Source organism: Vibrio sp. E150_018, from assembly GCF_053544035.1.
The window spans coordinates 126242-140110 of sequence record NZ_JBHGNY010000003.1; the positions used below are offsets into that span (position 1 = coordinate 126242).

Annotated in this window: 14 protein-coding genes; 7 read left to right on the top strand and 7 right to left on the bottom strand. The window is 41.3% G+C overall.

Translation table 11 applies throughout. From position 1 onward, the window contains the following. Nucleotides 1-11: 11 nt before the first annotated feature. The 6 genes from ACE3G9_RS05335 to pspF all read right to left on the bottom strand — a co-directional run bounded on the left by ACE3G9_RS05335 (nucleotide 12) and on the right by pspF (nucleotide 6479). The gene (locus ACE3G9_RS05335) at nucleotides 12-800 is read right to left on the bottom strand and encodes a peptide ABC transporter ATP-binding protein (RefSeq protein WP_417878799.1); all 789 of its coding nucleotides are present in this window, start codon (nucleotides 798-800) and stop codon (nucleotides 12-14) included. Next, nucleotides 797-1828 carry a peptide ABC transporter ATP-binding protein gene (locus tag ACE3G9_RS05340; RefSeq protein ID WP_417878800.1) on the bottom strand — a complete coding sequence of 344 codons (1032 nt, stop codon included), beginning with the start codon at nucleotides 1826-1828 and terminating at the stop codon, nucleotides 797-799. Before ACE3G9_RS05340 ends, ACE3G9_RS05335 begins: the two co-directional genes overlap by 4 nt. Then, the gene (locus tag ACE3G9_RS05345; protein WP_417878801.1) at nucleotides 1828-2715 is read right to left on the bottom strand and encodes an ABC transporter permease subunit; all 888 of its coding nucleotides are present in this window, start codon (nucleotides 2713-2715) and stop codon (nucleotides 1828-1830) included. Before ACE3G9_RS05345 ends, ACE3G9_RS05340 begins: the two co-directional genes overlap by 1 nt. Further along, nucleotides 2702-3664 carry an ABC transporter permease gene (locus tag ACE3G9_RS05350; RefSeq protein WP_417878802.1) on the bottom strand — a complete coding sequence of 321 codons (963 nt, stop codon included), beginning with the start codon at nucleotides 3662-3664 and terminating at the stop codon, nucleotides 2702-2704. Before ACE3G9_RS05350 ends, ACE3G9_RS05345 begins: the two co-directional genes overlap by 14 nt. Next, nucleotides 3664-5286: an ABC transporter substrate-binding protein gene (locus ACE3G9_RS05355; RefSeq protein ID WP_449218628.1), complete on the bottom strand. Its 1623-nt coding sequence runs from the start codon at nucleotides 5284-5286 to the stop codon at nucleotides 3664-3666. Before ACE3G9_RS05355 ends, ACE3G9_RS05350 begins: the two co-directional genes overlap by 1 nt. Before the next feature lie 116 nt (nucleotides 5287-5402). Next, nucleotides 5403-6479, bottom strand: coding sequence for a phage shock protein operon transcriptional activator (gene pspF / locus ACE3G9_RS05360; RefSeq protein ID WP_449218629.1), 1077 nt, complete (start codon nucleotides 6477-6479; stop codon nucleotides 5403-5405). 187 nt (nucleotides 6480-6666) lie between these two features. Here pspF and pspA point away from each other — a divergent pair, with 187 nt between their 5' ends. The 7 genes from pspA to ACE3G9_RS05395 all read left to right on the top strand — a co-directional run bounded on the left by pspA (nucleotide 6667) and on the right by ACE3G9_RS05395 (nucleotide 12583). Beyond that, nucleotides 6667-7332 carry a phage shock protein PspA gene (pspA, locus tag ACE3G9_RS05365; RefSeq protein WP_417878805.1) on the top strand — a complete coding sequence of 222 codons (666 nt, stop codon included), beginning with the start codon at nucleotides 6667-6669 and terminating at the stop codon, nucleotides 7330-7332. A gap of 37 nt (nucleotides 7333-7369) precedes the next feature. Then, a complete protein-coding gene (gene pspB, locus ACE3G9_RS05370) occupies nucleotides 7370-7600 on the top strand; it encodes an envelope stress response membrane protein PspB (RefSeq protein ID WP_027696089.1) in 231 nt (76 codons plus the stop codon). Continuing rightward, a complete protein-coding gene (gene pspC / locus ACE3G9_RS05375) occupies nucleotides 7593-7994 on the top strand; it encodes an envelope stress response membrane protein PspC (protein WP_417878806.1) in 402 nt (133 codons plus the stop codon). Before pspB ends, pspC begins: the two co-directional genes overlap by 8 nt. A gap of 237 nt (nucleotides 7995-8231) precedes the next feature. Continuing rightward, nucleotides 8232-8819: a DNA-3-methyladenine glycosylase I gene (locus tag ACE3G9_RS05380; RefSeq protein ID WP_417878807.1), complete on the top strand. Its 588-nt coding sequence runs from the start codon at nucleotides 8232-8234 to the stop codon at nucleotides 8817-8819. Nucleotides 8820-8889: 70 nt separating this feature from the next. Continuing rightward, the gene (locus ACE3G9_RS05385; protein WP_449218630.1) at nucleotides 8890-10947 is read left to right on the top strand and encodes a BCCT family transporter; all 2058 of its coding nucleotides are present in this window, start codon (nucleotides 8890-8892) and stop codon (nucleotides 10945-10947) included. Nucleotides 10948-11154: 207 nt separating this feature from the next. Next, nucleotides 11155-11757 carry a recombinase family protein gene (locus ACE3G9_RS05390; RefSeq protein WP_449218631.1) on the top strand — a complete coding sequence of 201 codons (603 nt, stop codon included), beginning with the start codon at nucleotides 11155-11157 and terminating at the stop codon, nucleotides 11755-11757. Nucleotides 11758-11782: 25 nt separating this feature from the next. Continuing rightward, nucleotides 11783-12583: a siderophore-interacting protein gene (locus ACE3G9_RS05395; protein WP_449218632.1), complete on the top strand. Its 801-nt coding sequence runs from the start codon at nucleotides 11783-11785 to the stop codon at nucleotides 12581-12583. An 82-nt stretch (nucleotides 12584-12665) separates the two neighbouring features. Here the strand turns inward: ACE3G9_RS05395 and ACE3G9_RS05400 are convergent, their stop codons facing one another. Continuing rightward, complete coding sequence (locus tag ACE3G9_RS05400; protein WP_417878811.1) at nucleotides 12666-13862, bottom strand: cystathionine beta-lyase; 1197 nt, start codon at nucleotides 13860-13862, stop codon at nucleotides 12666-12668. Nucleotides 13863-13869 lie beyond the last annotated feature (7 nt).

Below are 13869 nucleotides of genomic sequence, written 5' to 3' on the forward strand. Positions count from 1 at the left end.
TTTCAAATGATTTACTTTAAATGGTTCGGCGTCTTATGGAAGTGATTTTCTATCAACTTCTGACTGATGATATGTTGGGGATGGGCAATCACTTGTTGAGTGTCACCAGATTCCACTACTTTACCTTCGTGCATCACTATTAACTTGTCTGTGATGTGCTTAACCACACCAATATGTTGAGAAACATACACAAATGACACGCCCATTTCTTCTTGTAACTCTAAGAATAGGTTGATGATCTGTGAGCGCATTGCCATATCAAGCCCGTTAAGCGCTTCATCTGCGACAATGATTGAAGGTTGAAGTACTAAGGCTCTTGCAAGACAAACACGTTGCTTTTGGCCTGTGGCGAGCATTTGAGGGTAAAAGTAGGCATGTTCTGGCAATAAACCTACACGGATTAGCGTTTCTTTAACTCGATGAATTCGCGCTTCTGGTGACATTTGTGTATTACGTTTGAGTGGCTCTTCCAAAATTCGACCAATTTGAATGCGAGGATTCAAGGAGGTGTTGGGGTCTTGGAATATCATTCGAATTAATTTACAGCGGGTGGAGTAGTCTTTATCAAACAACTGCTCGCCATTGACGAATATTTTGCCATGGCTCGGTTCGGTAACACCAGCGAGCATTTTCGCCAGTGTGGATTTTCCTGAGCCATTTTGTCCGATAATGCCTAAAGTTTGCCCCGGCTCTAAGGTAAATGAAATGGGCTTAACTGCTTTGTGAACACGCTTATGAAAGAAACCGGAGCGCGTGACAAAGTTTTTCGATAAATCGATGACTTCTAATAGCGCACTCATACGTGTTTCTCCGTTTTTGCGTTCTTCTCTAACGTTGAACGTTTTTCCATATTAAGTGGAAAGTGGCAACTGAACTTATGGTTCTTAATTTTCTTTCTTGCCGGTATATGAACACATTTAGTTTGCGCGTAAGGACAACGAGGCCCAAGACGACAGCCAATCGGTAAATGCTGCAATGGTGGGATTGAACCTGGTAGAGAAGGCAAGCGACTCTTATGAGGGATCCATTCATTAAAATCTGGCATTGCATGCAATAGAGCAACGGTATAAGGATGCTTCGGTTCAGTCAAAATATGTTTAGTATTGGCCGATTCAACAGATTGACCGCAATACATGACCGTAATACGGGTTGCCCATTGGGTAATGGTTGTGAGGTCGTGTCCAATTAACATGATAGTAGTGTTATTGACTTGATTTAAACGACTCAGCAATCTCAGTATTTGGGACTGAGTAATGGGGTCAAGATCATTGGTTGGCTCATCTGCGATGAGTAGTTTAGGCTTGGAAGCTATCGCCATCGCAATCATAATCTTTTGACATTGACCATCGGTGAGCTCGTATGGGTAACAATTCATCACCTGACGGTGATCTTTAATACCTACTTTATGAAGTAGTGCTTTGGCTAACTTATGACGCCAGTGCCAGCGTTGCCACCATTTGCCTTCAAAGGATGATGAAGGAATCGACTCACGTAGTTGGTGGCCAATTTGTTCTGATGGATCGAGGCAACTACTCGGTTCTTGGAAAATGACCGCAATATCACGAGCAATCACACGGCGACGCTCTTTCGGTGTGAGTTGTAGAAGGTCGATACTGCCAAGCCGCATGCGGTCGGCTGAGATTTTCCACGTATCTTTTGTTAGTCCTACAATCGCTTTTGCGACTAGGCTTTTACCTGAACCAGATTCACCTACTAAACCGCGAATTTCACCTTCATTTAACGTCAGGCTCATGCGTTCAACGGCTTTTACGGTGCCATGTGGCGTTTCGATTTCAATAGTTAAATTGCGAATATCGAGTAATGGCATTATTCGGTCCCCGCGCTAAGTGAATGACGAACGCCTTCACCGACTAAATTAATAATGATGACCGAAAACATAATAAATAGACCGGGTAGTGTGACTGTCCATGGTGCGAGATAAATCAAATCCACTGAATCACCAAGCATGGTTCCCCATTCAGGAGTAGGGGCTTGAGCTCCCAATTCTAAAAAGCCTAGAGCACTAATATCTAGAATAGCCATCGAGGCTGCAAGTGTCATTTCAGTAGCAATCACGGTAGATAAGTTTGGTAAGATAGAGTTCCACAATAAGTGAAAGTTATTTGCACCATCTAAGCGAGCGGCAATGTTGTAGTCTTTTTCCATCTCGGCATTCACTGCAATATAGACCGAGCGAATGAAGCGGGGGATAAGTGCTAAGCAAATCGCTAATAGAATATTAAATTCGCCAGTACCAAGAAATGCCACAAAGATAATTGCCAGTAAGATCGATGGAATAGACATTACGGTATCAAGTAAATGATTTAAGGTGCTTGATAATAAACCTTTAGTCATGCCAGCAAAAATACCGATAGTACAACCGATAAGAGTAGCGATTAGCATAATGAATAGGCCAGAAGCAAAGGTCAATTGCGTACCAATAATTAGACGAGAAAGAATATCGCGGCCAATATCATCAGTACCTAGAAAGTACTCAACACTCCCTTCTGGGTTCCATGATGGTGGCTGTAAACGGTGTACGCTTTGCATCAAAGGATCATGCGGTGCTAACCACTGAGCACTGATGGTAACTAGCAATAAAATAACGAAGCACCATAAGCCAAACATTGCTAGACTGTTTGCTCGATAACTGCGCCAAAAGCGTTCAAATTGACCAGGAATACGGTCTTCTTGATAAATGTTATTTGACAGCATACCACTGCTTCCTTACCAAAGGGTTAACCATTACGCCAATTAGATCCGACAGAATATTGACGAGTAAAACGAAGGTCGCGACGGTAATAACGCCTGCTTGAATTGAAACGTAATCTTTATCAGCCAAAGCATCGAGTAACCAACGACCAATGCCTGGCCAGTTAAAGATGGATTCGGTAATAATCGCATAAGTCAGCATAGTAGAAAGCTGTACGCCTACCTTGGGAATAATCGGCGGAATCGCATTACGTAATACATGCTGAAAGATAATTTCATAGGTTGATAAACCACGGATACGTGCCGCGCGAATGTAGTTTTGCTTACGCACTTCAGCCACCGATGAACGCATTAAGCGAATGACTTCAGTTGTCGGTGCCAGCGCTAATACGATACATGGTAGAAGTAGGTGCATCATTACACTATGAATCAATTCTAGGCGATTCGCTTCATTGGTTATGAAAGCATCAATCGTGGCAAAGCCGGTGATATAAGGCACTTCGAGTAATAAATCATGCCTGCCTGAAACTGGTGTGTAACCTAGGTTCAAAGAAAAGAACATGATCATCATTAATGCAATCCAGAAAATTGGAATGGAATAACCAACCATTGAAGTAAATGAGATAAAGGTATCGACCCATTTTCCTTGGCGCATTCCGGCAATTGTGCCAATAGGAATACCGATGATCAGCGAGACGATCATAGCAAAAAAGCATAATTCTAAAGTGGCGGGAAACACTAATTTGATTTCGTCAATAATCGGATCGCCGTGCAGACTAACCCCAAGATTGAATTGGCTTAATTGGCCTACGTAAGTGAACCAACCTTGAAAGAAATCTTGAATGGCCCATGGCGAAAGAGGATCTAGACGTAAAATACTATAGCCAATGAGCGTTAAAATTAACAAGGTAATGATGAATAAGTTTATGCGGCGCAGGGTGTAAACCAGCATTATTTTTCCCTTACAACGTGTTCAAAGCTACCCGAATTAAAAGGGTTTAATACAAAGCCACTTAATGAGCTATGATGTACTTGATATTGTACGCCATGAGCGATTGGAATGATCGGTAATTCTTGAGTGAGCATAGTTTGCGCTTGATGATATAAGTTTAACCGGTGACGAGTTTGCTCGCTTTCACGTGCTAACGTCAATAAAAAATCAAAATCAGCGTCACACCACATTGAAATATTTAAGCTGGCTCGTTGTGCCTCGCAAGATAATTGAGGTCTCAATAAGCTATCTGGTTCGCCAGTATTAGCTGCCCAACCAGTAAGAACTAGATCAGTATTCGGTTGCTGAGTGAGTGTATCTCGTCGACCAAATTTTTCAGTTAAAATCGAAAGTGTTACTCCAATATCAGCAAAATTACCCTGAAGTAATTCCGCGGTTTTGTGTGGATTTGGGTTATAAGACTGTGCCGCCAGTGGAACCCACATAGTGAGCGTCAATCCATCCTCAAAACCTGCTTGTTTCAATAAGGCTTTTGCGTATTGGCGATCATAACGAATTTGAACGCTGTTGTCTTGATATGCCCATGAATCTGCGGGTAATAATGAGGTTGCGATATAACCTTGACCAAAATAGACCGCATCAATGATGTTTTTTCGGTTAATCGCAAAACTTAATGCTTGACGTACACGAACATCATTAAGTGCAAAATGTTGAGTGTTAAGCGAAAGAAATGCCACATTCATAGCTTTACTGATGTTTGAATGAATATCAGTATTGTCATTGATAAGAGTCAGTTGACTGGAAATAGGATCCGTCATCACATCACATTCTTGAGTCAATAACTTGGCAAGTGATCCGGTTCCTCGGGGGCCAAAATCAAACACCACTTGCTTCATGTTCGCTGGATGATGCCAATAATTAGTGTGTTTTGTTAAACGAATTAATTCATTATGTTGAGACTTTTCTAATTGAAATGGGCCAGTCCCAATTGGAAGTTCATCTAATTTTGATTTGTCATCTAGGGTGGCAAGTTGGTGTGCATATTCCTGAGAATGAATAGCAGCAAAAACGGTAGAGAGATTATCGAGAAAAGTATTGTCAGGATGAGAAAGAGTAAATTGAACGTGTTGTTCATCAATTGCCTTAACATCTTTCACTAGGCGAGAAAAACCGATGCTCTGAAACCAAGGGTAGTGGCCACCGTTGACATAATGATAAGGATTCGATGAATCAATAATACGCTTAAAGCTAAACACAACATCGTCAGCATTCATTGGGCGTGAAGGCTGAAACCAAGAGGTTTGATGAAATTGAACATTGGGTCGTAAGGTAAAGGTGTATTGAGTTTTGTCCTCATTCACTTGCCATTTGGTCGCTAAGTTAGACTTAGGTTTAAAATCAATAGGATCGAGCGTGAGTAGAGAGTCAAATAATTGCGGGCCGATCGATTTAATATTATCGCCACCATCGGAAAGCTGTGGATTCAAAAACTGTGGATGAGTAGTGCCACAATAGACAAAACCATTCATTCGGGCTTGTTGGCTTTTTTCGGCATCATTACACCCTGCGAGCATTAAAGGCGCAAATAGTGACAGTAATAAACAGTGTAATGACTTAGACATTGAATTCTTCTCTAAATTATATGCCCAAGTGACTTCAATTTGCCTTGCCTAAAGCTTGTTTTATTCTTGCGGAAACTCGCACCTTGAAGTTACTGGGTATAAACGAACAATATTGGTTAATCTTGTTGATCTTTTCCTATCATGTCATATTTCCTGAGCATTCCCCTAAATTGATGGTAGCTCAAGCCTAAAAGCTTAGCCGCATTTCTTTGGTGGTATTTAGCTTGCTTTAAGCTTTGTTTCAATAGTTGAATATCTTGCTCTTGTTGCCATTGTTTATAGTTTAGCGGGAGGCTTAAAGTGTTTTCTGAATAAATTATAGGTGCGGTGTTTGTGTTAGTTTTTATTACGGTGTCACTTTTGATGTCATTCGATGAAGAAACAAATGAAGTTGTAGGTGAGGCTTTTGATAATGAATCAATGACGCGAGATTGGAAAGGATTAAACTCAATCTCGTCAATTTTACCTTCTTGAGTACCATGACGATATACCGCACGTTCAACGACATTCTTTAGTTCTCGAACATTACCCGGCCAAGCATAAGCACACAGTTCATTTAAGGCTCTAGTACTAAAGCCGGTAAATAATGGCAAACTGAGTTCCTGACACATTTGAATTGCATAGTGTTCGGCTAACAGTGGAATGTCTTCTAGGCGCTGCCTGAGTGGCGGAAGGTGGATGACATCAAAGGCTAAGCGATCTAATAAATCGGCTCGGAATAAACCTTGCTGTGCCATTTGCAGTAAATCGGCGTTGGTTGCACATACTAGGCGAACATTGGCTTGTAAGGTTTTATGGCCACCGACGCGTTCATATTCGCCATATTCAATCACTCTCAATAATTTTTCTTGCACTGAGAATGGCGCGGTTGCCAGCTCATCTAAAAATAAGGTGCCGCTTTCTGCGCGTTCAAATCGTCCTTTGTGTTGGCCTTTAGAGCCGGTAAAGGAGCCGGATTCATGACCAAACAATTCTGAATCAATTAAGCCTTCGTTGAGTGCCGAGCAATTTAAGCTGATTAAAGGATGCTGCCAGCGCTTGGACAAGTAATGCAGTCGTTGAGCAATGAGTTCTTTACCGGTTCCTCTTTCGCCAATAATCAGAATAGGACGCTCAATCACGGCTAGTTGTGATGTTTTATCTAAAGCTGCAAGAAAAGCTGCAGATTGTCCTATGATATTTTGTGCTTTCATGGGCGTCCTTTAACGGTGTTAGCTTAATTTACTAATAATTAGCTAAAATAGTCATTTTATGCAAGGTGTTTTCAGTGTTGTGAATTATTGTTATTTAATATCAGTGGGTTAAAAATTGGCACGCTTCATGTATTAGTGTGGAGTAAGTATTGAATTTATTACACGACACATTAAGAAGGAGTCGAACATGGGTATTTTTTCTCGTTTTGCCGACATCGTTAATTCAAATATCAGTTCTCTATTAGATAAAGCGGAAGATCCTGAAAAAATGATCCGCCTTATCATTCAAGAAATGGAAGATACACTGGTAGAAGTACGAACTCACTCTGCGAAAGCGTTAGCAGATAATAAAGAACTGACTCGTCGTATTGAGTTTCTTGAAGAGCAAGTTGAAGATTGGAAAAACAAAGCGTCTTTAGCGATTCAAAAGCAGCGCGAAGATTTAGCTCGTGGCGCGTTAATTGAAAAACAGAAAGCGGAAGAACAGCTTAAAAACTTACGCAATGAAAAAACACTACTCACTGAATCTATCGAAAAATTAGCCGGAGAAATCAGTAAGCTTGAGACTAAGATTGTTGAAACTCGAGCTAAGCAGAAATCGATAGTGATGCGTCGCCAAGCCGCTGGCCATCGTCGTGATATCAAAAAGCAATTGCATACCGGTAAAACGGAAGAAGCAATGTCTAAGTTTGAGCAATACGAACGTAAAATTGATGAACTAGAAGCTGAAGCGGATAGTTATGATTTAGGTGAAAAAGGCAAAGATCTGAACCAAGAGTTTGCTGAGTTGCAGGCAGATGATGAAATTGAACAAGAGCTAGAAAAACTTAAGAAAAGTCTGCAAGATAAGTAATGTTCATTATTTTAATAACAATAATTAGGAGCTGTTCATGAGTAGTTTTTTCGTGGCACCGCTGATTGTATTTTTAATTTTTGTTGCGCCGTTGTGGTTGCTGCTTCATTACCGTAGTAAGCGTAAAGTGGCGCATGGTTTGTCGAGCGATGAGCTTGAGCAACTAAAGTCGCTAGCCGAGCGAGCGGAAAGTGTGCAGCAACGTGTCAAAACGTTAGAAAAAATCTTAGACGCTGAGGCGCCAAATTGGAGGCGTGATCATGGCTAAAGGAATGGATAGAGAAGCGTTATATCGCGAGCCTAAGAATGGTAAGTTAGCTGGTGTATGTGCCGGGTTAGGTCGTTACTTTGGTATGGAAGCCTGGTGGGTACGGATTATAGTTGTGTCAGCTTTCTTGCTTGGTGGTGGGATTTTAGTGCTGTTCGCTTACTTCGGCCTATGGCTGATGCTAGAAAAGCGCCCAGATAATTTAATTGCAGCGGACGAGTTCGATTTCGACCATACCATCAAGAGTAAACCTTGGCAAACAGGGCAGCTACCAGCGGAACTCTTAACCGACCTTGATAAAGAGTATGCGCTATTAGAAAATAAAATTCGTGATATGGAAGCTTATGTGACGTCTGATGCTTACAAGGTTAATAAAGAATTCAGTAAGTTATAGTTTTTAATACGCGTGTTATATCTATACCCAAAGTCATTGGAGTTGCAGTGAGGCGACAAGTGAATGAGACCCATGAGCATAGCTCGCCTATGTGATTGGGCGAAAGAACGCTGTCAACAAAGCTGCAGATTCAAGTACAAAGGGTATACTTTAAATTGATCAATATTAAAATTCCCACCTCTGATTCAGCTATGCTGTGTCAGAGGTTTTTTTTCGACTAACTAATTGGAAAGTTATATGACACAGCAAGTGGATACAACATGTGGTTGGGCAATTAAGCATGACAATGAACGTGAATATCATGATCAAGAGTGGGGCGTTCCTGTGTTCGATGACACTAAGTTATTTGAGTTCATTTGTTTAGAAGGCGCGCAAGCTGGGTTGAGTTGGCGAACTATTTTAAATAAGCGTGCTGGATATGTTGCGGCATTTGAAGGTTTTGATATTGAAAAGTTGAGTCAGTATGATGAAACACGAGTACCATACATTATTGATAATTTTGATGTTGTTAAACATAAAGGAAAAATCGCTTCTGTATATTCTAATGCTCGGGCGGCCAAAGTTCTACAAAAAGAATATGGCTCGTTAAGTAATGCGCTTTGGCAGTTTGTCGATGGTGATCCGGTTCAGAGTGGTTGGACAGATATGTCTCAAGTTCCAGCGGTAACGGAACAATCAAAAGCGATGAGTAAATTTTTAAAGAAAAACGGCTTTAAATTTATGGGTGAGACAATTTGCTACGCTTTCATGCAGGCGGTTGGAATGGTTAATGATCATGTTGTCGATTGCCCATGTTATAGTAAGTGTCAAAAGATGAAAAAATAAAACAATAATCGTTATTACCTTTTGTTAGTAATTATTTGTTATAAAATTGAAAATTAAATAGGAGAAACAAATGGATGTTTCGGCAACTAAACGGAAATCAACAGTGTTGATCCCCGTTTTTATACCCGCCGTTATCGTTATTGCTTTATTGGTAATTGGAACGATATCAAACCCAGAGAGAGCTGGTGTATTTTTCTCTGAATTACTGTCTGATGTTACGACTAACTTCGGCTGGTTTTATATGTTGGCAGTGGCAATATTTTTAGTCTTCATTGTGACAGTTGCTGTTAGTAAGTGGGGTGAGATAAAACTTGGTCCTGATCATGCTGAGCCTGAATATAGCTTTACTGAATGGTTTGCGATGCTGTTCTCTGCGGGTTACGGTATTGCCTTATTATTCTTTGGCGTAGCCGAGCCGGTTTTACACTATGCCGCGCCACCAACCGCTGCACCAGAGACGATTGATGCAGCACGTGAAGCGATGCAAATTGCTTTCTTCCACTGGGGTTTCCACATTTGGGCCATTTATGGTGTAGTTGGTTTAGCACTAGCATATTTTGCTTTCCGTCACGGTCTTCCTCTTTCTATGCGTTCAACCTTGTACCCATTGATCGGTGATAAAATCCACGGGCCAATTGGTCACACGGTAGATGTATTTGCGATCTTGGGTACCTTGTTTGGTATTGCAACGACGCTTGGTTTATCGGTCACTCAGATCAACACAGGTTTACACTACCTATGGCCTGAGATTCCAATTAATAGCACCGTACAAATTATCGCTATTACGCTGATCACTTTATGTGCACTTGTTTCAGTATTAGCGGGTATGGATAAAGGGGTGAAAAACTTATCCCTATTGAATATCGCATTGGCTTTATTATTAATGCTATTCGTATTCGTAGCGGGCCCAACATTGTTTATCTTAAATACCTTTATGCAAAATACAGGTAGCTACTTAAGCAATATCGTTGAGCGTACTTTCAACCTGCAAGCTTATGTATCAAGCGATTGGATTGGTAACTGGACATTGTTCATCTTCGGTTGGACGATTGCATGGGCACCATTTGTTGGCTTGTTTATCGCGAAAATCAGCCGTGGCCGTACCATTCGTCAATTTGTTGTAGGCGTAATGGTTGTACCAACTATCTTTACTTTCCTATGGTTCTCTGTGTTTGGCGATACTGCACTACACATGATCATGACAGATGGTTACCACCACATCATTCAAGAAGTTCAAGATAATAACGCTATTGCTTTGTTCAAACTGTTTGAACGTCTACCAATGACATCGATCATCTCGTTTGTCACGGTTATCTTGATCATTACTTTCTTTGTAACTTCATCGGATTCCGGCTCATTAGTTATTGACTCGTTAGCTTCTGGTGGTGTGCAAGAAACACCAGCATGGCAGCGTACTTTCTGGGTGGCAACCGAAGGGATTGTAGCGTCAGTTCTACTACTAGCGGGTGGTCTAGGGGCCTTACAAACCGCAAGTGTGGTGAGTGCCTTACCATTTGCTATCATCATGTTGATTGCGATGGTGGGTATGATCAAAGCACTACGCATTGAAGGGCACCATGAAGATAGTCAGCAGCAATATATGCAGACTCAACAATCAAACTCTAGCCCTGTAGGTAAAGGTTTGTGGAAAAAACGCCTAGCTAACTTGGTAGATTTCCCTGTTCGCGCAGATGTTGAGAAGTTCATTAGTGTGACTGCACTAAATAGCATGAAGCGTGTAGAGCAAGAACTAGAAGAACAAGATTGGGAAGCGGAAGTTACCTTCGATGAAGAACTGTGCCGCGCACACTTTGAAGTATTCAAAGAGGGCCAAGTTGAGTTCATCTATGAAATTCGTCTACGTGGTTACGACTTACCAGAGTTTGCTTATGATGAAGGTGAAGAGCCGGAAGATAAGTACTACTACCGTGCAGAAGTATTCTTACGCCGTGGTGGTCAAGCTTACGATGTATATAACTACGAGCAACAAGATATTATTAACGACATCTTAAACCAGTTCGAACGTTACCTACACTTCATCCATATTTCTCCAGGGATCCTACCTTGGAATATGGAAGAGCATGATGATGATGTGCCACCTGAACAACCAGAGCCGTCTAAATCATAATCTTTAAATAGTTAAAATCTTTAAATAACCAAATATCAAAGCCTTATCAATTCATGGTAAGGCTTTTTTGATCTTAGCTGTTATTAAAATTACGGTTCATTTAGTGTTGTGTTTGACATGTGAGCCATAATGGCTCATTATTTTTCAAGTTAACACCAAATGAGCTTTTAGGTGTTTCATCTTTTTTCATCCGATGACGGAAAAAATATGACTCAAAAAAAAACGATTGGGTATTTGCGAATGTCGCCCAAAGTGGAAGATATTGATAATCGTATTGATGTGATGACGAACGAAACGCAAGCCGTCTTGTATATCGAACGAGGTATTCGCGGAAATGTTGCTTTAGAGGATAGGCCAGAATTTCAAAAAGCTTATGCTCAATTAAAAGCTGGCGATACGCTACTTATCTGGTGGATGACGGATTTCGGTCTTGGCTTCAAATTAGCCTATGACGTGATCACAGAGCTTCTTAATAAAGGCATTATTGTAAGAACTTACCACCAGAATCTAATTTTTAAGCCAAACGATGAGCAGACCGATACGATGCTTCGATTGATTAAAGGTTATGAAGAAATTGAAACTTATCAGCGTTTAATGGCGGCAGAGTTAGGTCGCAGAAAACTTAAAGGTAACCCGAGCGAGTGGCAAGCCAAATTCAAAGGTCGACGAGCTAATCGTGAGTTACATCATAAGATTGCTCAGTTACTCACTAGTGATAAAACCTTACAAGCGATTGCTGATGAAACCGGAGCCAGTATCTCGACAGTAAAACGCGTTAAAGCTAAGTTGCAGAATAAAGCTAATCATTAATTGCTGATAGAAAAAAGGAATAGACATGAAACCAAACAGAAAACCTAAACTTGCTACTGTTGTGAACACTTTTGAACTTTCAGCAAATATGCAGCGCGTGATTTTACAGGGCGAAGACTTTAAATCATTACAAGCCACAGACCTAGGCGGCTACATTAAATTAATGTTTCACCCTGAAGGCCATACGGATATTTCAAACCTTGCAGAAGGGGAACGTCCGGTTATGCGTACTTATACCATTAGCGAATTAGATCTTGATAACGGCCAGATTGCAGTCGATTTTGTAAAACATGAAGTGGATGAAAAACATAAAGTCATTAGCCAAGAACAGGGTGGTTACGCGATTCATTGGGCGATGAATGCAAAAGAAGGTGATACGATTTCGATTGGTGGCCCAGGCAATAGCCAGTTAATTGATCTTACTGCTGAACAAGTGTTTATGGTGGCAGATATGACTGCGATTCCTGCGATAACGGAAAAACTGAACAAGCTTGAGCAAAATGCGGTTGGTCATGTAGTCGTGCAATTAACTTCGCCGCAAGATAATCCAAATTGGAATCTACCAGCAGGCATGCAGTTACACACGGTTATTGGTCATCAACCAAGTCTGCTAAGTGATGCGGTTATTCAGTTATCCATTGATAGCCAAGATGTCTCGATTTGGTGTGCTTGTGAATTCACAGCGATGAAAGCAATTCGCACTCACTTTAATAACCAAGACGCGATACAGCGTGAAAAGAGTTACTTTAGTAGTTACTGGAAGCAAGGCGTGACAGAAGATGGTCACAAAGTGATTAAACGTGAAGATGCGGAGAGTTTGAGCTAAGTTTTTAGTATTCTCAATTTGAATAGAACTCTTGGATAAAGTGCGTTAAGTTTATAGACCTAACGCACTTTTTATTAAAAGGCTAGTTATTTAACTCGGTATTATAAGCCTCAAAACCGCGATCTAAATCTTCAATCAGATCGTCTACGTTTTCTAAGCCGATGTGCAATCGTACTAGCGTGCCTTCAAAGTGCGGATTCGATACCGTTCGCATGTTATCGAAGCTGCTTGGCTCATTGGCGAGGATTAAACTTTCATAACCACCCCAAGAATAGCCCATGCTAAAATGTTCTACGGTATCAAGTAGGGCAGTTGTCGCTTTCTTATTACTGGTCTTTAGCACAAATGAGAATAGGCCATTAGAGCCAGTAAAATCACGTAGGAAGTATTCGTGACCCGGGCAAGATGGTAGTGCTGGGTGGCGAACATGATCGACTTCAGGGCGAGTTTCTAACCATTTAGCAATTGCGATACTGTTTTGTTCATGTTGCTTCAAACGCACGCTTAAAGTACGCAAACCACGCAAGCCGGTGTAGGCATCATCTGGTGATACACATTGACCAAGTAAGTAGCTTTGCTCACGGAGTTGTGGCCAGTATTTTTCGTTGGCAACCGCAGTACCCAACATCACATCAGAGTGACCGACGATGTATTTGGTTGCGGCTTGAATCGATACATCAACACCATGGTCAAACGGTGAAAAGTTAACACCAGCGCCCCAAGTATTGTCAAGCATCACGATAATGTCGTGTTCATGAGCAATGCGAGAAAGGGTTGGTACATCTTGCACTTCCATGGTGTAAGAGCCCGGAGATTCGGTAAATAGAATTTTAGTATTTGGGCGGATTAAATCACGAATACCTTCGCCGATACTTGGCTCATAATAAGTGGTTTCAATGCCCATTTTTTTGAGAATGATATTGCAGAAATCACGGGTTGGTTCATAGCAACTATCAACCATTAAAATGTGGTCGCCATGCTCAACGAAAGACAAAATTGAATTGGTGATCGCAGCAGCGCCGCAAGGGTAGAGTGCACAACCGGCACCACCTTCGATTTGGGTCATGGCTTCTTGAAAGGCGAAATGAGTTTCGGTACCACGACGACCATAAAATAAGGTATGGCCTTGGCGCTTCATCGTGGCTTCGTTTTTTTCAGCAACCGTATTAAATACCACAGTCGAGGCGCGTTGAACGGGTGGGTTGACCACACCGTGAGTCCATTTTTTATTGCGTCCTGCATTGACCAGTTTTGTTTCGTACTTCTCTGATTCTGACATTTAATAT